The organism is Microcoleus sp. Pol7_B2 (assembly GCF_036701035.1).
In the GTDB taxonomy this organism is placed as follows: domain Bacteria; phylum Cyanobacteriota; class Cyanobacteriia; order Cyanobacteriales; family Microcoleaceae; genus Microcoleus.
Genome location: NZ_JAUBQB010000058.1, coordinates 1 through 17,512 on the forward strand (window position 1 = coordinate 1; position 17,512 = coordinate 17,512).

Here is a 17,512-nt window from a genome sequence, read left to right on the forward strand (position 1 = left end):
CTACTTTTTGTCGATAGTCTAGACTGTAAGCCATTTTTTTCTAATTAACTATTTTTATCGATTTTATCATGATCTTATCTCTGTCTCATATTTATTTGAAATGACTATACATCGCCTTTCAGCGAACACCATGATTATTGCGATCGCACTTCTTCTCCTCCCTTGTTCGCAGAATTCTGTGAATTATTATAATTAGAGCGACCGAGTTGTTGAAATCCTATTTAACTCAATCCAAGAACATCCTAATATTTAGCATAGATTGGAATGAGGACAGAAATTATCGCTACAAACTTGATGATTTTGAGGACATAAGCCCTGACTTATTAATAGGCGAGCGCCAATCATTAGACTTTTTGCAAAAATAGATAATATCTGCGTTCATTTGCCTTTATCTGCGGTTAAAAACAGAAAATCCAGAATTCTTGCAAAAAGTCTAACCACTAATCTTACTTAGTCTTGTCCAAAGTCCGCGATTCCAACCAAATAGGAATTGCAATCCAAGCAACTGCTAACAGCAAAGCAAATACCGCAAATTGAGCGGCCCAACCTACCAACTTCTCTAAAGACACAACTTGTCCCAAGAAGTAGGATAAACTCACCATTACAGATGCCCAGCTTGCAGCACCCAGAACATTGAACAGTGAAAATTTCCAAAAAGGCATTTCTGCAATACCTGCTAGGGGGCTAGCAAAAATTCGCAGCAGTGCGATGAAACGACCCAAAAATACGGCTTTAGCTGCATTTTTGCTAAACTGTTCTTTTAAGTCAAACAGTTGTTCTTCTCGAAAGCGGAAAAATTGTCCCAGCTTCAGCAGCAGTGGCCAGCCACCATACCTGCCGATCGCATAACCAAAATTTCCCCCCAATGTAGCACCGGCGATCGCACTGCCGAGAACAAACCAGTAATTCAGTTCCCCGCTGCCAGCTAAAAACCCGCCAGCAATCGTAATAGTCTCGCCTGGAAGAGGAACTCCCAGATTTTCCAGCAAAATTCCCAGAAACACTGCCCAGTAGCCGTAATCACGCGCAAACTGCTGAATAGTCTCTAACGATAAAAACTCAAAAGACATTCGATACTGCCTTCGTAAACTTTTGCAAAGCTCAATACATTTATATATTGGCTCGATTCAGCCAATAGTGCAATCTTTCGCTGTGATGAAGAACACACTGTTGTCGCGATCGCTGGCCCAACTAAAAATTAAGCTTTCAGGCATACTAGATGAATAGAGAATTGTTGCGGTTGCCTTCCGCGCGATCGCTACCTAGTTTCCTACTAAATTTATCACAACGGCTCTCCCCACCGATTCCCTAGCTCGATCGCCCCTCCTAAAACATACGCTGAAATTCCCTGAGTCTCTCAACAGAGTCAGCAACTAAACTAACTTATTCATACTTTACGATCGTAGGATAACTGCTATGGAATTTCCCAACTTCAACCAACCCATCGTCCTTCAACCTCACAACTGCCTCGACTCCCAAGCCGGCAACCTCCTTCAGCAACAGCTAGCCGAGATTGTGCCCGATCGCCACAAACTCTGGGTAATAGACATGGCCGCCGTAGATTTCATCGACAGTTCCGGGATTTGCGCCTTAGTCGGCGGACTCAACGCCGCCCGCCACCGGGGATGCCGCCTCGTCATCTGCAACCTCTCAGCCACAGTCAAGCTAATTTTTGAAATTACTCAACTCGATCAACTCTTTGAAATCTTCGACAGTTTCGAGCAAGTTATCTCCACTGAAACTCCCGCTTTAGTTGCTTGATTAAAATGAGATCCCTAGTTTAGATCTCAAGTTTGCAAGAGACTTCAAGCAACCGCCGAGCTAATTTCTATATCATAAATAGGTTGATTTGTCAAGCAATACCAATGACAAACAAATAAATCCGGCACTTGAACGCCGACAGAAGCGATCGCAGGTGCAGCCGGAAAAGGCCAAAGTCGATCGAAACAAATCCTTTCCCCTACGAAGCCGAACTGTATCAAATAAGTCGCTGGGGGCGCATTTAAAAGATTCAGCAAGCGGTAAGCCAACTCATACAACTGCTGTCGCCAAACATCCGACAAATGCACCGGTTGAGAGTAACTCAACTCGCCAGACTGCTTGTCAGGTTCGCCACCAATCACCTCCGCATACAGTGGCCCCTTTGCAGTCAACACCACAGGCAGCCAAAAATTGCCCTCGCCGACGGGAAAAAGTAACTCCTGGGACACTCGATCGCGCGCCGCCGAAACATTGCCACAAAATCGAAACACATCTTGAGCCGGAAAAAGCAGATTTTCTGGCACATCCAGCGTCAAAGGACAAAAGATCGCCCCACCCGGAGCGATGGCGCCAGAATTGAGTTCAGAAACCCCACAGATATTGACTTCAGTTAAAGGATGAGATTGAGCGATCGCCGCCTTGAGACTGGTGGCCGGGCCTTTCTCACCACCCGCGACAATCAAAACCTTAGACATTGCCAAAGCTCGGCATTTGAATTCCTCGATCGTCCTCAGCATCGACGCTCGGCAGATCCAGGCCCTTAGCCTTGCGGCTCCGCACAGCTAGACGGTAAGTTACGCTTTGCAACTCTGTGTGCAACTGGCGATTTTCCTTTTGCAATTGCTCCAACTTTTCCTTAATCGGCTCGATACGCTCGGCAAACTTCTGGCGGTAAACCCCCGGCAATTCCTGAACCACCTGTTCCAGCATCCGAGAGCGATCCGTCAATTCTTGCACCGACTGTCGCAGTTGGTAAACCTCAGCATCCCGCTCCGCGATTTGTTCCTGATAAAAACCCACCTGTTCTTCAACAGCTTGGAGTTGTTCCCGCATTGCCTGCATTTGAGCTTGGTGGCGATCGGAAACTTCCGGCGCCGGCACAAAACTAGAATTGCCCTTCACCAGCCGGAAAAGTTCTTGAGACAACTGTTGCACCAATTGGTCGCGCATTTGCAGCTCTTCGGTGAGACGAGATACCTCTGATTGCAATTCTTTTGAGCTTACAAGTTTAGTTTGATTCACGATGACTCTCAGCTTTTGTTATATAATGTGTTTCTCTTTAAAAATATCTTCCCCTTACCGCAGAGGCAAGAGGCACTTCAAAAGTTTTGAACCCATTAGGCTAAATCGAGCCAGGGGCCCGATGTCAAGGGTAAAGCTCAGTTTAACTCACATCAGGCATCCACGTCATCACCTGAGTTTCTTGGCATAGACAGAGTTAAAATCCTAGGTTTTTTGTCAATAAACCAGGTTTCTTAGCTTTTTCCGAGAATAGTGCCAGATATTATGTGTAACCAATCACAGCCGAAAGCACTTTGCCAGCTTCGTCCACGGTGCTGCCAAAACAGATAATGCCGTCCTCGTGACCGGCCATCGCCAGAATTTGACGCTCTGCCAAATTCTCCTCCTCAAAAAGTCTAAACATTTCTAAGGCCATCTGGGGAGTGCCGTAAGGTATTTCTTTTCTAGTAGTAGGAATCTTAAACAGCAGTTGCTGCCATAGTTTAGGATTGTGAACATGAATTATCGCGCCCACATCCTGTCTATGAAGGTACAGGGCCCCGTGAGTCAGGGACTCCGACGAAGCTTGTACGGGGCCCCGGCACCCGAGGAAATTTTGTTCTAAGTTAAATTCAGTAACAGTACAGTAGAATTCTGGTCCTAGAGTCCTCAAGTGTGCAGTCTGGGTTCCCGAAATCACGAATTGGCAAGAATTGCCGAGTCTGACGCTGACGTTGCCAAACCCTATGCCATTTTCGTAGACGCCAATTAATCCCCAAGAGTGCAGCCGATCGCGCCAGTCCATCAAATCTGCTATGTTCCGGGCAGCTACAGGGTCTGCTTCTTCCCAGTCACAGCGGTACTTAACGACTCCTTCATCCATCCATTTTTTGTCCGATCAGACACGACTCTGACACGACAGACATTGCCGAAGCTGAGACTTAATCGAAGTTGTCAAGAAGTTGTCAAACAGCTTTTTTTGCCTGCTGCCTTATGTCTCGGTGCATAAGTGCCTTAACTAATCTACATTCCAGTGTCGCCGTAATTAGCGATCGACATTAGCAAAAAGTAAGCTACGAAAGAAGAACCAATTATTCCAAAAATCATGGTTTAGCCTCTAGGTGATTACAAAAGTTCAATATGAAAATGTACGCCTTCAGTTGGGGAGTTTGATTCCAGGCTTTTTCCCTTTCGAGTTTCTGAGGTGAAACTACATAACCTCCCTGAATCGCTTATCTCTCTATACTACAGCATTTCTACTGAGTTTAACTCTACCTTAATAAATATTTAAGGATAAAGTACCCCTTAATTAGGTAACGCCGGTAAAAAGCAACCGTACATTTACTTATTTTTTACGATTATATCTATATTTAAGCAAGAATCAAGGGGAACACAAAAAATATTTTTTAGCCAGTCTGGGAGGAACTGGCGCAATCTTCGGGTGTTCTACGTTAGTCAACACCTATGTTGATCGAGCAATTTTTAGCTCCGGGGCATCCTACAAGCTAAGAAACCGGGTTGAGCGTAATATCATGTCGGGTAAAATCACCGCCACGCCAGCTCGCGTCGGCGGGTTGACCCAAATCTGTAGTAGTAGTATAAGTTATAGATCCCGTAAACCCGCGCCTACCTAAAGGGGGATAGTCGATCGACCGAACCTGATATAAGTCCTATTAAGAAAAAAACAAGCCGATCGAGGAGTGATACCTCGATCGGCTAAAGTCTTCTGTGGAGTGCGATCGCTCGTAGCCCTTTAAATGTGGAAGTGATACAAGATACTGCCGTCGTCTTTAATTTCGCAATTGGCATTAAAGACTTCAGCTTGTTGGTTCAAAAAACGCTGAGCGACATCCGGCGACAGCCGCGTTTCCATTGCAAACCGCACCAGAGTTATTTCGCCGCGGCCTTCTTTGATCAGTCGGTACAAAGCACTTTGGAGCCTTTCACTCTCTTCTCGCTGAAAAGCTGCTTTGTACCTCCAATCCGCCACCGAAGGAATCAAACCGCGACTGACCAAAATCGCCAACAGCAACCCAATTCCCAAAATCAGAGGCACTGTCGGATCGCTCGTGGGCGTCGCCACAATTTGCGGCACTGTAGCGGCGGCCAAACTGCTAACCATTTCTTTTTCCGAAGCTTGCGTATCCGCCATTGCAAGCTGAGTTTTGTTGTAAAAGTCTTGCTGAAGCTTCATTTGCTGCAACAGCCGAGCGCGTTCTCTTTCGTATTGGTCGAGTTTTTGCTGAGCTTGTTTCAGGTCTTGAGTGACTTGTGCCAAACGTTGGTTGAGCGACTGATTGACTGATTGCCAACGATATCTGTTAATCAGGCGGCTTTTTTCCACCATGCCCTTCATCAACATATCCACCGTTTGGATTGCTTGCTCCTGATCGAGCGAGCGATACCCAACAACAATCTCTAGGGGTTGTTCCGGCTTAGAAATCTTGACACTAGCATTTTGTCGAACTTGCTGGGGCGACAGCTTAACTGCATCTGCCACTGCTTTGACAACATTATCTGCCAGCAGAACCTCTGGGGTGAGTTGCTCTCCCTGCTTGAGAATTGTCGTGCCCGTACTCGAAAATTTGACTGGCGGATTATTAGAAGTGAGAGTGCCTTGAGCCATGAATCCGGGGGGCGGGGCGAGGCGGTAGGCCAGGGCGCCTGAAATGCCCATAATTACAGCAAAACTGCCTAAGGCAATCCATCTGTATTGATGTGCTGAAGATCTAAAACGTAAATTTCCCATTTTGATAGTCAAGTCATAACATTCACTTGCCGCAGCTCCTGCCAAACCCAAGAACCATCGTTTCTTTCTGGTTAGTCAAATTGACTGCTGAAAATTTTCTCAGTTTCTATCTAAAAGCTATTAGCTTTTGAGAGTTGTCAATATTCACGATCCGAAAAAACCGATTGCGCTTTTATTTGATCCGAGCTATAACTTCAGTTTTTGTCCTTAATAATTAATCTGTAACAAGGCTTCTGGAAGTCTACTGGCATCAGACTAGCACTCAGGCGTGCGATCGCCTCGCCTCCCCGTGTTTGTTGACATTCAAAACAGTCTCCTTTTCACCCTTGGCAATTCTCCAATTATCTTACGTCTTGGCGTCTTGCGGACGCGGTTGAAGAATAAAAAAAACCTTAAATACTCGACCTAAAAACTTAACAAGCAAGAATTATACCATGCAGTTAAGAGTTTGCTGCGTATTAAAAAAAATTGTGGAGCTGGTCTCGCTCCCAGATCCACATATTCACATAACAATTATGGTTCGATCAGTTGATGGTTCGATCGAGCCTCAGAGGCGAATGTTCAGAAGCCGATCGGCAAAATAAGACCCTCGCGGGCCATGACAGCCTTCGGAAAAGCAATTTGCACGTCTTCGGCGATGCGATCGAGAAAATCGTCAGTATGAGCCGGATCGTGGTGAAAAATCACCACTCGTTTCACCCGCGCCTCCTTAGCCATTCTCACCGCTTCCTGCCAAGTCGAGTGTCCCCAACCCACCTTCGGAGACTTGGGGTTGTGATATTCCTCGTCTGTGTACATCGCATCGTAAATCAGCACGTCAGCGTCGAGGGCTAAATTGTAGACATTCTCATCTAGCCGATCGGGAAAATGTTCAGTATCCGAACAGTAAACAACAGATCGGCCCTGCCAAGTCACCCGGTAGCCCATAGCAGTATTGGGGTGATTCAGAGAACCCGTCCTAATCTCAATATCGTCCAGCATCATCGTCTGGTTGTGATGGAGTTCGTAGAAATTCAAATCTGCCTGCAAACCCATCAGCGGCACCGGCGAATTCGAGTGCAGCACCCGTTCGACAAAGTGCCTTTTCATGCAATCTCCATCCGGCGGAGTCGCCCCGTAAATATCAAAGCTATTGCCGCGGATGAAAGCTGGGGCGAACAGCGGGAAACCTTGAATGTGATCCCAGTGATAGTGAGTAAAAAACATATAAGCTTGCACGGGCATTTCTTGCAGCAACTGGTCTCCCAGCATCCGCAAGCCTGTTCCGCCGTCAAAAATCAAGCGTTTGCCAGCGACTCGCATTTCCAAACAAGAAGTATTGCCGCCGTAGCGAACAGTTTCCTGTCCGGGTGTCGGAACACTGCCCCGTACGCCCCAAAACTGTACTACAAAATCATCTATACCTTTTATTGATTCGGAGGGTTGAGGGCAATCAAGGGGAGTTGCCGCTACAGAGGACAAGCTGATTTCCATTTTAAAATTCAGGCTTTAAGGTTCCACATTGTCCGTGATGGCGCAGAAGATGGTCGCACAACACTAAAGCTACCATCGCTTCCACCATTGGCACAGCTCTTGGCAAAACGCAAGGGTCGTGCCGTCCCTTGGCAGCCAGCAGCGTTTCTTCGCCTTCTCGGGTAACGGTGCGCTGCTGCTGGCGAATTGTTGCAGTTGGCTTGAATGCCGCCCGCAAAATGATATTTTCGCCGTTAGCAATGCCACCCTGAATTCCGCCAGAGCGATTCGTCACTGTACGAATTACACCCTTATCATCAGTATAGTATTCATCATTATGTTCGCTGCCCTTGAGCAGAGTCCCGGCAAACCCGGAACCAATTTCAAAGCCTTTGCTGGCGGGCAAGGACATGATGGCTTTTGCCAAGTCGGCTTCGAGTTTGTCGAATACGGGCATTCCCAGTCCTTTGGGTACATTGCGGGCGACGCATTCGACTACACCGCCGATCGAATCTCCGCTGTCGCGAACTTTTTCGATCAGTTCAATCATTCTTTCGGCACATTCGGCATCTGGACAGCGGACGATGTTACTTTCTACTTGTTCTAAGGTAACAGTGTCCGGATCGGCGACACATTCTAAGTCTTTGATGCGTTTGACGTAGCCGACTATTTCGACTCCTGCTGCTTGTTTGAGAATTTTTTTAGCGATCGCCCCTGCTGCTACTCTACCAATTGTCTCTCTCGCGGATGATCGACCTCCGCCTTGCCAGTTACGAATTCCGTACTTAGCATCGTAGGTAGCGTCAGCGTGAGAAGGGCGGTAAGTTGTCGCCATTTCGCCGTAATCTTGGGGGCGAGTGTCTTGATTGCGGACTAAAATTGCGATCGGCGTTCCCAAAGTTTTGCCTTCAAACACCCCTGACAGAATTTCGCAGGTATCTGCTTCTTTGCGAGGTGTGGTAATTTTGCTTTGGCCGGGGCGGCGGCGATCGAGTTCGGCTTGAATTTCCGATGCGTTGATCGACACCAGGGGCGGGCAACCGTCAATTACTACTCCCACACCCCCGCCGTGAGATTCCCCAAATGTCGAGATCCGAAATAAATGCCCAAAGGTATTGCCCATGATGCTTTGCCCTGAAACTTAATAATTTTTAGCTTAAATGGAATAGAGATTTACTGTATTTCTGAAAAATATAGCATTGACGAGTAGGCGACACGCGATCGCCCCACAGAATCACTCCCTTCCCACCCCTAGAAGAATATCTACCAGGGAGAGAGGGAGAGACAGAGAATAGGAGATATCTGGAAACACACTTAAATTCATCCGTGTATCCGTGTCCGAATCCGTGTTGTGTCTTCCTTCTTCTTTAGTCTTCGTGTTCTTCAAAAGGATCTCTCAATTCCTTAGAGGGGGGACCGAAAGCGGTGTAGATCGAGAATCCGGTGATTGCCACCAGACACACGCCCAGTGAAATGCCTAGAACTGCTGCAGGTTCCATATTTTTGATCGATTATGAGTGCTCCACTCTATAATATTACAAAAAATAACAATCCGTCTGAAACTCTAGTGATTTTAGGCGCTGTACGGTATGGCATCCAACCCCCACTCCCCATTTTCCGAGTCCCCCTGCAGCATTTCTGAGAAATTGCGATCGCAATTAGCGGTGAAAATATGTCAAACTTCTCTGTAGAGATTCATTGCAGGTGACTTATGGCACAACGAACTTGGTTAGGAGATATACTCAAACCCCTTAACTCAGAGTACGGCAAGGTGGCTCCTGGTTGGGGCACCACGCTGTTGATGAGCGTTTTCATTGGACTGTTTTTCGTGTTCTTGTTGATTATTTTGCAAATCTACAACTCTTCTCTGATTCTGGAGAGTGTGGATATGGATTGGTCGAGCCTAGGCCGCTAAAAATTGATCGCAAAACAGTAAGGCTAAAAGTAAAAGCTGAGGGTTGAGGAGAAAGGGCAAAAGCTAAGTTTTCCCGTTTTTCCTTACCCTTTCCGATTACTTTTGCCATAAATAAACAAAAAGTAACTAAACAAATTGCAGGAGAGAAAAAATGAATATTTTTGGCATTGGTTTGCCCGAAATGGCCGTTATTTTTACGATCGCCCTCTTGGTATTTGGTCCGAAAAAATTACCCGAAATCGGCCGGAGTATGGGGAAGGCAATTCGGGGCTTTCAAGACGCTTCGCGGGATTTTGAGTCGGAGTTCACGCGGGAAGCTAAGCAGTTAGAAGAAGCAGTAGCAACTAGCAGCAAACCGGAAACTGAAAAACTCGCGGCGGCTACTCCCAAGGAAGATAGCACAGACAGTTAAATGAACAACACTCAGAAGTCGGAAACACCAGCGGAGTTAGTGATTCCCCAGCTAATAGTTGGGTTGGGAAATCCCGAACCTAAATACGATCGCACCCGACACAACATAGGCTTTAATGCTGTCGATGCCTTGGCTAAATCTTGGCAGATTTCCCTGTCGGAAAATCGCAAATTTCAAGGCATATTTGGCGAGGGAAACAGGCCGCGGGGACAGAAAATCCGTTTGCTGAAACCGCTTACTTACATGAATCTGTCGGGTCAAGCGATTCGGGCGGCGACGGATTGGTACAAAATACCTGCGGAGGCGGTATTAATAGTATACGATGATATGGATTTGCCGATCGGGAAATTGAGAATGCGGCTGGCAGGTTCTGCAGGCGGACACAACGGCATGAAATCAACAATTTCTCATTTGGGCACAGACAAATTTCCCCGGTTGCGGATTGGCATCGGCAAACCTCAAAACGATGCTGCTAAAAATGAGAAAGATACGATTTCCTTCGTGTTAGGAAAGTTTTCCTCAGAGGAAAGTCAGTTAGTAGAAAAAGTGCTTAAACTGGTTGTAGAAGCTGTGGAACTAAGTCTCCACCAAGGAGTAGAAAAAGCCATGAGCCTTTACAATAGTCGCACAATTGCAGAAACAAACGCGGAAACAAAAAGGTGAGTTCGAGACGTTTGCCTGAAACAACTGCATATGTCCGAGTTACTGGTCAATCTTGGCAAAAAGGCACGATTGAGGGTGAAGTGACTGCCGGCAATTTTGAGTGGCAGTTTCAGTGGCGTTTCACGTCAGAAAAAACACTGATACTTGAGCCTTCTCAGGGTAGGGCATTGATTCAGGAACCGCTGCACCGTTTCCTGGAAAAATGGGATTATCAATTAGAACCAGGTGGCGATTATTCGTTTACGGTTCGGGCTCAGTTTTAATATTCATATTTATTTGGGAATAACTCTTGACCCTTTATGCTAAATCTAGCATAATGGAAGTGTAGTCGTAAACAACACAATCAATGCCATGAGAAAAAAAATCTTGAGAAAATATTCTAAACATGAGACAAATATCACCCAAAGATATTCTATGGATCGGAAGTTCTCTGAACGATCTTAAAGAATTTCCTGAAGATGTACGTGGCATAATGGGCTATGCTCTGTATCTAGCACAAACAGGAGGAAAACACCAATCTGCTAAACCTCTCAAAGGGTTTGGAGGTGCAAAAGTTTTAGAAATTACCGATGACTATGATGGGGATACCTATCGAGCTGTTTACACGGTAAAGTTTGCAGATACAGTGTATGTTTTGCACGCTTTCCAGAAAAAGTTTAAAAAAGGAATTGCTACACCGCAACAAGATATTAAGTTAATCCAAGAAAGGCTAAAACTAGCTCAAGAACATTACGAAGAGTTCAATAGTAAGTAAGAATGGAATTAGTAGTGATAAGATGTGCTTAGATTTATAAAGAAGCTGGAAATAGACTGCTTCTTATCACTACTTTTTCAGGAATAACTAAGACCAGGTAAAAAAGGGCGAAATCATGAGTAAGGAGAGCGATATTCAAGTTAGTAGTGGCAATATATTTGCTGATTTGGGTCTGCCTAATTCTGATGAAATGCTGATGAAGGCGGAACTGGTACGCCAGATAACTGAGATCCTTAGTCAAAGGGAACTGAATCAAGTTCAAGCCGCAGAAGTATTAGGAATTGACCAGCCAAAGGTGTCAGCGTTGATGAGAGGAAAGCTGACTGGTTTTTCAACAGAAAGGTTGTTTCGATTTTTAAATGCGTTAGGGTGCGATGTGCAAATTGTGGTGAAGCAAAAGGTCGAATCGCCCGTGACCGCAGGAATTAGTGTTGTTAGCATCTGATATCTGAATAGTCACTTTTTTGTATAATTCACCTTCTTTGCATTCACTTTTATAAATGGGCGGTTTGTCAACAAATCAGGTGGCGTCGCTTCTCGGTAAGCGCCGCAATAATACATTGTCAAAACAGCGTTGTAAGCCCAGCGATCAGAAGGTACATTGGTAAAAGGAGTGGGCAGGCTTTCAACCTGATTCTGCACGCAAGCAGGGAGAATTTGTTCTGGCGTTGCCTGCCGCTGAGTTTTAAAGTCTTAGTAATGGGAAGGGAAAAAGCGCTGGGGAAGGCAAACTTTCTCTAGTAGTATCTCCCGATTCCAGTGATTCTTTAATTAAAGCAGGTGGCGTCGCTTCTCGGTAAGCCCCGCAATAATACATTGTCAAAACAGCTTTGTAAGCCCAGTGATTGGAAGGTACATCGGTAAAAGGATTTGGCAGAGTTTCAACCTGATTCTGCACGCAAGCATTGAGAATTTGTTCTGGCGCTGTCTGCACTTGAACTAAAGAATTATTTGGCTTGGGTTGTGTGGTATTTTCTGCTTTTGCAGGATCAAAAATACCTGTAGAAATTAATAGTGTAGCAGTGGCAAAGATGGTGAGTTTCATACATTTATAATTTTCTGAATAAGTTGATTGGTAGTGAGGAGTTTAGTCCTCAAAATAGGGGAAAATAAGGACTCTTCATCCTTACTCGAAACCTTTGGAATGTTCAGACATTTTTCGCATTCCCAAGGCCAAGACACTCAAAAACAACAGCCCCACTGCCCCAGCTAGCGGATTGCCGTTAATTCCTGTCACCCACTCGGGAACAGATGCCGAATATCGCACTAACTGCCCGATGTTAATGATGTAATATCCCCAGACTAAACCTGCATGAAGCCCGATCGACAAACCGAGGCGATTTTGGCGCGATCTTTTTCCCCAAACCAGAATCAAACCCAGCAACAACAACCCCGGAAACTGTGGCCAAGCCCGTAGCATTGCGGCAACAGGTTTGATAAAATGAGATAGGGCAAACACCAGGCTATTCGCCCACAGAGATATTTTATAATTGTAATCCCGCTGCAACTCTTCCAGCAACCAACCCCGGAATACCAACTCCTCCGCAAAACCGACTCCAAGGGCGCTTAACAGCCCTTCTGCGATGATTCTAGGCAAATTATCTGAATTTTGCCACGCGACTAAGCCGAACAGCCCTTGCACCGCAAATAAGCTGAAAGTGAGCAAAAGCCCGATCGCCAATCCGATTAAAAGCTCAAAACCGTTTTTTCGCGTATTGATTAAACCATAACTCTTGAGTAATTGGGTTTGTCCGTAAACCTGTTTTCCCCACCGCGGCACTAGGAACAGAAACTCAGCAAACAGCAATCCCATTGTGAAAATAGTTGCGAGGTTACTATCTTTAACTAACAAGTAAATTGGTGCTGCTAACGGCAACCAGATTGAGAGCAAAATTAACAGAAAAATTGCGATGCGTAAAAGAAATGGATACGTGGCTATTTTGCTCCGGGTAGTCATTGCTTACAAGTTACTTGCTGAGAGATTTTAATTTTTAGTAAAAATAAACATAACACGGGCCGGGCGCATCAGTGAAACGGTCAAGTTGCTGTGGCTATAGCTCCTTGCCTTACCGACAGCATCGAGGATACGAAGCCCCTAGTGCACTACTTTTGGTGTAGCACAAATAAGCGTCACTAGAAAAAGTGACTGTAAACTCGCCAACACTGCCACTTATATATGGAGTATCAGAATATGGAAGGATAAATCAAAATGTCACAGCAAGATCCTACAAGTATCGATTTAACCAGTAGTGACTTTTCTTTTGGAGAAATCTCAGTCGATGACATCGCTGCGATCGCAGCAATAGAGGCTGGAATTAGCGATCCAACGCATCCAATCCAAAGCGAAACCGCACCAATACCTAGCATCCCACCGCTACCGATCGCACCTATCCCATTTCCGACGCCAATTCCCATCCCCAAACGGCCGGTCAGTGGGCGCTACCGCGGTACATTAGGCAGCTTTCAACTCGAACTGCGGGTTGACGTTGACCGCACTCGACCGATGAAGCGGTTAAGCGGCGACTTTTTCCAAATTAGCGGTGGTACGACCACCTATTTTGGCTCCTTTATCGTCGATGCGCCGACGATAACGGTAACTGCTTCTCAAGTCGTCATCAAGGGTCTCGGAAGCTTTAGCTTTGCCGCCGGAGCTCCGGTGGTGCAGGTAACAATTGCACGAAAGGTCATCTTCCAGCCGCAGGCGCCAGCAACGGTGCAATTTTTCACAAATGGCGGAGCAGCCGGAGCAACTTACACTTGTGTCTTCGAGTCTATCTATTTCCGAAGTCTGCGGCTCGAAACAGACCGGGTTTCCGATGTTGTCACTCCTATATTCAGCAGCTACAACACGGGTTCGCTGCCGTCAGGGGGGCCAGCGCGCAACCTCAGCGTTGTCAGTTCCTATGCAGAAGCTGGGATCGAGATGATCCCAACAGCAGGGAACAACGTTATCAATATCGATGAAGCTGGTGCTGGTGCTAAATGGAGCAACGCGGAACTGCACGCTTCGATGCAAAAACACTTCACCTTGTGGCAAGATTTGCCGCAGTGGGCTGTTTGGCAAGTCGTTGCTCAACTGCACGAGATAGGCCCTAATCTGTACGGCATCATGTTTGACCAGCAAGGGAAGCAGCGGCAAGGTTGCGCCGTATTTCATCAAGGTATTGGCGGGGAAACTGCCGAAAAATTGCGATTGCAGCTCTATACCTACGTTCACGAGCTGGGACATAGTTTTAACTTACTTCACTCGTGGCAAAAGTCCTTGGCGACGCCCCCTGGTACGAATCGCCCCCTGGCGCTGTCTTGGATGAACTATCCCTTTAATTACCCAGCACCGGGTGGCCAGGCTACGTACTGGAGCCAGTTTGCGTTTCAGTTCGACAATGAGGAGGTAATCCATCTCCGCCATGCGTTCCGCAACAATATTATCGTGGGTGGAAACAACTTTACTGTCGGCTCTGGTCTGGGGCAGGAAGTGATGGCCGATCCCATTCGCGATGAGTCGGGACTGACTTTCAGGATCTCTACCAACCAAAAGAGCTTCGCGCTGGGTGAGCCTGTGGTACTGCAATTAATGCTGGGAACGACGACTGCGGGCGGGCGCCGGGTGCATACTTGGTTGCATCCGAATTACGGCTTGGTCAAAATCGTGATTCGCAAGCCTAGTGGCGCGGTTGTTGTTTATGAACCGCTAATCGATCATTTAGTTGGTCAGCAAGAAAGTACGATCGCCGGCGATGATGTGATTCCTGAAAGCGCGTATATCGGCTATGGCAAAGATGGACTCTATTTCGATCTACCCGGAAATTACCAGGTACGAGCGGTCTATGGGGCTATGGACGGTTCGCAGGTATTCTCCGATATCCTGACTATTCGAGTTCGCTATCCTGTGACGCCAATTGAGGAAGAACTGGCCTCTCTGTTTATGGGTGACGAACAGGGTACTTTGCTCTATTTGCTGGGTTCGGATGATGAGTCTTTGCAAAGCGGTAACGATGCTTTTGAGGAAGTTCTGGCGAAGTATCCGAAACAGCCGATGGCAAACTATGTTCGGATGGTGCAGGGTATCAACGCTAGCCGTGAGTTTAAAACGATCACGGACGATCGTGAAACCCGGGTGATTGTACGCCCACCGAAGTTGAATGAAAGCGCGAAGTTGCTGACAGCAGTTGCAGATTCCAATATTCTCGACCCTGTTTCGGCACAGATGTCCCTTTCCTGTTTAGCCGAGGTTCAGGCTAAAATCGGAGATGAGGATGCGGTCAACAAAACTTTGAGCCAAATCTCAGCAATGGAAGTCAAGACAATGCGATATGCAGACAAAAAGTAAGCCTTAAATTGCTGCATTACTCTCAAGATTGCTTTACCATTTCTAGTAGACGCACAAACTCTATTTGTAGGGTGGGCAGTGCCCACCTTACCACTACAAATAGTGTTCTCAACTCATCGCCTAAGTCTTGAATTTGTACAAAACACTACCGACAAAAACCTCACTGTATTAAGGATAAGTCTGTTGTTTGTTCGAGCCTTAATAATTCTGTTGGCAATTTTGGCGATCGGGTTTACCTGCGTACCCGATCGTCCCCAAGCCGATTTTTTGACCCCTTACCATTACCAAGCGAGTACCAATATGCGTTTATCGATCAAACTTCGCGACGGTTTCAGCAATAGTACGGTCATTATAGAAGTCAACGGACAGCAAGTCTATCGCAAGTCAGGCGTGACTACAGATTTGACGATTTCCTTCGCGGATGTGGTGGAAGTTCCTGTTGAAGAATCCACAGTTAAATTGAAGGTGACGGTGGAGGGTGGCAAGACGCAAACCAAGGAAATTCGAGTGCAAGAGACTCCTTTTGTTGATGTCTGGATTCTTAACGGCAAAATGGAGTTGCAAGCATCCAAGGAAGAAATGCCGATGCTTTAGCAATTTAGCAATTCCTCGATTCCACATCAGATTAAACATTGACATTGTGAGGTTATTTCCTAATTTTGCAATCCTGATTTTTTGAAGCTGGCAACTGGTGCGGGCTGTACGCAGCAGGCAGAAACAGCTAGAATGGTATCGTATCAATTGCAAATTTAGGTAAAACAAGCTTAACAAGCCAGGTGACAATGACGGAAGCCTCCGATTTTTCCAATGTCGATCGAGAATTAGATGACACAATTTTAAGCTTCGCAGACATTCAGGCAGAACTCAACCTGCGCCACGCTAAAGATGCTCTGCGAGATATAGTAGAAAATCTCGACTTGACACTCCAAGAGCGAACTGGACTAGAACCAGAAATTGGCGGGTTGGAGAAAATGCTCGACAAGCTAGAGCGCGCTTGCGTGCAAATAGCTGTGTTTGGGATGGTGGGAAGGGGAAAATCTTCGGTTTTGAACGCGCTTTTGGGTCAAAATGTGTTTGAAACTGGCCCGACTCACGGGGTGACTCGCACTACGACTATTGGCCAGTGGGATGTCGGAGAGGGTATTGATGAGAATTTACCCGATCGACTTTCGCCAGTTATTTACCGTTTGTCGCAAGTTGAATTAATCGACACTCCGGGAATAGATGAAGTTGACGGCGAAACTCGCGAACTTTTAGCCCGCCGCGTTGCTCAACAAGCTGATTTGATTTTGTTTGTGGTGGCTGGCGACATTACGAAGGTAGAATACGCCGCACTTTCGCAGTTGCGGGAAGCCGGAAAACCGATGTTATTAGTTTTTAATAAAATTGACCAGTATCCTGATGCAGACAGGCTGGCAATTTATCATAAAATTCGAGACGATCGCGTGAGAGAATTGTTGTCTCCCGATGAAATTGTGATGGCGGCGGCTTCGCCTTTGACGGCGAGGGCGGTGCGCCGTCCCGACGGAAGTATGGGCGTGCAAATGACTCGCAGTTTGCCACAAGTACAAGATTTAAAATTAAAGATTTTGGAGATTTTAGACCGGGAAGGCAAATCTTTGGTTGCCCTGAATACGATGCTCTGTGCAGGGGATATTAACGAGCAGTTGGTGCAGCGAAAAATGGAAATTCGAGATGACGCGGCTAATCGAATTATCTGGAACGGGGTAATGACTAAAGCTGTGGCGATCGCACTTAATCCAATTACTGTAGTTGATATTCTTAGCGGTGCGGTAATTGATGTGGTGATGATCTTAACTTTATCTAAAGTTTACGGCATTGCGATGACGGAAGCGGGCGCGGTGGAATTGCTGCAAAAGATTGCGATTAGTATGGGCGGGATTACGGCCGGCGAATTGTTGGCTAATTTTGGTTTGAGCTCGTTGAAAGGATTGTTGGGTTTGGCGACGCCAGCGACGGGGGGTTTGGCTTTAGGGCCTTATTTGTCTGTGGCGGTGACGCAAGCTGCGATCGCGGGGGTTTCTTCCTATGGTATCGGTCAAGTTACTAAGGCTTATTTGGCTAATGGTGCTTCTTGGGGAGATGATGGGCCAAAGGCTGTGGTGAGCAAGATTTTGTCTTCTTTGGATGAGGATTCTATTTTAAATCGGATTAAGGAGGAGTTGCGGGCTAAGTTGGATTTGGGAAGTGTGGAAAAACAGAAATCTTAGCGCTCGGCTGTTTTACGTTGAGCC

The 17,512-nt window shown here is 46.4% G+C and carries 20 protein-coding genes; 10 read left to right on the plus strand and 10 right to left on the minus strand.

Translation table 11 applies throughout. From position 1 onward, the window contains the following. Window positions 1-446 precede the first annotated feature (446 nt). The gene (locus QUA57_RS20005; protein WP_333063240.1) at window positions 447-1,070 is read right to left on the minus strand and encodes a DedA family protein; all 624 of its coding nucleotides are present in this window, start codon (window positions 1,068-1,070) and stop codon (window positions 447-449) included. Window positions 1,071-1,416: 346 nt separating this feature from the next. Here QUA57_RS20005 and QUA57_RS20010 point away from each other — a divergent pair, with 346 nt between their 5' ends. Continuing rightward, window positions 1,417-1,761, plus strand: a complete 345-nt coding sequence (locus QUA57_RS20010; RefSeq protein WP_333041710.1) for an STAS domain-containing protein — start codon at window positions 1,417-1,419, stop codon at window positions 1,759-1,761. 44 nt (window positions 1,762-1,805) lie between these two features. On the opposite strand, the gene QUA57_RS20015 is transcribed toward QUA57_RS20010, so the two are convergent. The 7 genes from QUA57_RS20015 to psbN form a co-directional block, all read right to left on the minus strand. Beyond that, entirely contained in the window at window positions 1,806-2,456 is a 651-nt protein-coding gene (locus tag QUA57_RS20015) for a hypothetical protein (protein ID WP_333063241.1), read from the minus strand. After that, entirely contained in the window at window positions 2,449-3,003 is a 555-nt protein-coding gene (locus QUA57_RS20020) for an Npun_F5560 family protein (protein WP_333063243.1), read from the minus strand. Before QUA57_RS20020 ends, QUA57_RS20015 begins: the two co-directional genes overlap by 8 nt. A gap of 262 nt (window positions 3,004-3,265) precedes the next feature. After that, the gene (locus QUA57_RS20025) at window positions 3,266-3,865 is read right to left on the minus strand and encodes a class II aldolase/adducin family protein (protein ID WP_333041704.1); all 600 of its coding nucleotides are present in this window, start codon (window positions 3,863-3,865) and stop codon (window positions 3,266-3,268) included. 870 nt (window positions 3,866-4,735) lie between these two features. Continuing rightward, window positions 4,736-5,731, minus strand: a complete 996-nt coding sequence (locus tag QUA57_RS20030; protein ID WP_190659309.1) for a hypothetical protein — start codon at window positions 5,729-5,731, stop codon at window positions 4,736-4,738. Window positions 5,732-6,292: 561 nt separating this feature from the next. Further along, window positions 6,293-7,204 (minus strand): MBL fold metallo-hydrolase, encoded by a 912-nt coding sequence (locus QUA57_RS20035; RefSeq protein WP_333063246.1) that lies wholly within the window; start codon window positions 7,202-7,204, stop codon window positions 6,293-6,295. Between the two features lies 1 nt (window position 7,205). Next, window positions 7,206-8,306, minus strand: coding sequence for a chorismate synthase (gene aroC, locus QUA57_RS20040; protein WP_333063247.1), 1,101 nt, complete (start codon window positions 8,304-8,306; stop codon window positions 7,206-7,208). Window positions 8,307-8,550: 244 nt separating this feature from the next. Next, window positions 8,551-8,682: a photosystem II reaction center protein PsbN gene (gene psbN / locus QUA57_RS20045; RefSeq protein WP_006633693.1), complete on the minus strand. Its 132-nt coding sequence runs from the start codon at window positions 8,680-8,682 to the stop codon at window positions 8,551-8,553. Window positions 8,683-8,894: 212 nt separating this feature from the next. Between psbN and psbH the strand changes: the two genes are divergently transcribed. The 6 genes from psbH to QUA57_RS20075 all read left to right on the plus strand — a co-directional run bounded on the left by psbH (window position 8,895) and on the right by QUA57_RS20075 (window position 11,372). After that, window positions 8,895-9,098 (plus strand): photosystem II reaction center phosphoprotein PsbH, encoded by a 204-nt coding sequence (gene psbH / locus QUA57_RS20050; RefSeq protein ID WP_015176007.1) that lies wholly within the window; start codon window positions 8,895-8,897, stop codon window positions 9,096-9,098. Window positions 9,099-9,249: 151 nt separating this feature from the next. Next, on the plus strand, window positions 9,250-9,510 hold the full coding sequence (locus QUA57_RS20055) for a TatA/E family twin arginine-targeting protein translocase (protein ID WP_172189683.1): 261 nt from the start codon (window positions 9,250-9,252) through the stop codon (window positions 9,508-9,510). After that, window positions 9,511-10,173 (plus strand): aminoacyl-tRNA hydrolase, encoded by a 663-nt coding sequence (pth, locus tag QUA57_RS20060; protein ID WP_333063248.1) that lies wholly within the window; start codon window positions 9,511-9,513, stop codon window positions 10,171-10,173. Beyond that, on the plus strand, window positions 10,170-10,436 hold the full coding sequence (locus QUA57_RS20065; RefSeq protein ID WP_006633689.1) for a DUF3146 family protein: 267 nt from the start codon (window positions 10,170-10,172) through the stop codon (window positions 10,434-10,436). The genes pth and QUA57_RS20065 overlap by 4 nt, the downstream gene beginning before the upstream one ends. Before the next feature lie 122 nt (window positions 10,437-10,558). Then, a complete protein-coding gene (locus QUA57_RS20070) occupies window positions 10,559-10,927 on the plus strand; it encodes a type II toxin-antitoxin system RelE/ParE family toxin (RefSeq protein ID WP_333063249.1) in 369 nt (122 codons plus the stop codon). A gap of 115 nt (window positions 10,928-11,042) precedes the next feature. Beyond that, window positions 11,043-11,372, plus strand: coding sequence for a helix-turn-helix transcriptional regulator (locus QUA57_RS20075; RefSeq protein WP_333063251.1), 330 nt, complete (start codon window positions 11,043-11,045; stop codon window positions 11,370-11,372). A 240-nt stretch (window positions 11,373-11,612) separates the two neighbouring features. Here the strand turns inward: QUA57_RS20075 and QUA57_RS20080 are convergent, their stop codons facing one another. Together QUA57_RS20080 and QUA57_RS20085 are read right to left on the minus strand one after the other, a co-directional pair. Next, the gene (locus QUA57_RS20080; protein WP_333063253.1) at window positions 11,613-11,972 is read right to left on the minus strand and encodes an S-layer protein; all 360 of its coding nucleotides are present in this window, start codon (window positions 11,970-11,972) and stop codon (window positions 11,613-11,615) included. 81 nt (window positions 11,973-12,053) lie between these two features. Beyond that, a complete protein-coding gene (locus QUA57_RS20085; protein WP_333063255.1) occupies window positions 12,054-12,884 on the minus strand; it encodes a type II CAAX endopeptidase family protein in 831 nt (276 codons plus the stop codon). 252 nt (window positions 12,885-13,136) lie between these two features. Here QUA57_RS20085 and QUA57_RS20090 point away from each other — a divergent pair, with 252 nt between their 5' ends. The 3 genes from QUA57_RS20090 (at window position 13,137) to QUA57_RS20100 (ending at window position 17,488) form a co-directional block, all read left to right on the plus strand. Continuing rightward, window positions 13,137-15,257: a hypothetical protein gene (locus QUA57_RS20090; RefSeq protein WP_333063256.1), complete on the plus strand. Its 2,121-nt coding sequence runs from the start codon at window positions 13,137-13,139 to the stop codon at window positions 15,255-15,257. 183 nt (window positions 15,258-15,440) lie between these two features. Continuing rightward, complete coding sequence (locus tag QUA57_RS20095) at window positions 15,441-15,851, plus strand: hypothetical protein (protein ID WP_333063257.1); 411 nt, start codon at window positions 15,441-15,443, stop codon at window positions 15,849-15,851. A gap of 188 nt (window positions 15,852-16,039) precedes the next feature. Then, on the plus strand, window positions 16,040-17,488 hold the full coding sequence (locus QUA57_RS20100) for a GTP-binding protein (RefSeq protein ID WP_333063258.1): 1,449 nt from the start codon (window positions 16,040-16,042) through the stop codon (window positions 17,486-17,488). The last annotated feature ends 24 nt before the right edge of the window (window positions 17,489-17,512 follow it).

Excerpts from the sequence above, each read along its gene's own strand:
- QUA57_RS20080 (WP_333063253.1), bottom strand. The coding sequence starts at position 11,972 with ATGAAACTCACCATCTTTGCCACTGCTACACTATTAATTTCTACAGGT.
- QUA57_RS20070 (WP_333063249.1), top strand. The coding sequence starts at position 10,559 with ATGAGACAAATATCACCCAAAGATATTCTATGGATCGGAAGTTCTCTG.
- QUA57_RS20010 (WP_333041710.1), top strand. The coding sequence starts at position 1,417 with ATGGAATTTCCCAACTTCAACCAACCCATCGTCCTTCAACCTCACAAC.
- QUA57_RS20025 (WP_333041704.1), bottom strand. The coding sequence starts at position 3,865 with ATGGATGAAGGAGTCGTTAAGTACCGCTGTGACTGGGAAGAAGCAGAC.
- QUA57_RS20015 (WP_333063241.1), bottom strand. The coding sequence starts at position 2,456 with ATGTCTAAGGTTTTGATTGTCGCGGGTGGTGAGAAAGGCCCGGCCACC.
- pth (WP_333063248.1), top strand. The coding sequence starts at position 9,511 with ATGAACAACACTCAGAAGTCGGAAACACCAGCGGAGTTAGTGATTCCC.
- psbH (WP_015176007.1), top strand. The coding sequence starts at position 8,895 with ATGGCACAACGAACTTGGTTAGGAGATATACTCAAACCCCTTAACTCA.
- QUA57_RS20090 (WP_333063256.1), top strand. The coding sequence starts at position 13,137 with ATGTCACAGCAAGATCCTACAAGTATCGATTTAACCAGTAGTGACTTT.
- QUA57_RS20085 (WP_333063255.1), bottom strand. The coding sequence starts at position 12,884 with ATGACTACCCGGAGCAAAATAGCCACGTATCCATTTCTTTTACGCATC.
- QUA57_RS20030 (WP_190659309.1), bottom strand. The coding sequence starts at position 5,731 with ATGGGAAATTTACGTTTTAGATCTTCAGCACATCAATACAGATGGATT.
- QUA57_RS20100 (WP_333063258.1), top strand. The coding sequence starts at position 16,040 with ATGACGGAAGCCTCCGATTTTTCCAATGTCGATCGAGAATTAGATGAC.
- QUA57_RS20055 (WP_172189683.1), top strand. The coding sequence starts at position 9,250 with ATGAATATTTTTGGCATTGGTTTGCCCGAAATGGCCGTTATTTTTACG.
- psbN (WP_006633693.1), bottom strand. The coding sequence starts at position 8,682 with ATGGAACCTGCAGCAGTTCTAGGCATTTCACTGGGCGTGTGTCTGGTG.
- aroC (WP_333063247.1), bottom strand. The coding sequence starts at position 8,306 with ATGGGCAATACCTTTGGGCATTTATTTCGGATCTCGACATTTGGGGAA.
- QUA57_RS20035 (WP_333063246.1), bottom strand. The coding sequence starts at position 7,204 with ATGGAAATCAGCTTGTCCTCTGTAGCGGCAACTCCCCTTGATTGCCCT.
- QUA57_RS20075 (WP_333063251.1), top strand. The coding sequence starts at position 11,043 with ATGAGTAAGGAGAGCGATATTCAAGTTAGTAGTGGCAATATATTTGCT.
- QUA57_RS20005 (WP_333063240.1), bottom strand. The coding sequence starts at position 1,070 with ATGTCTTTTGAGTTTTTATCGTTAGAGACTATTCAGCAGTTTGCGCGT.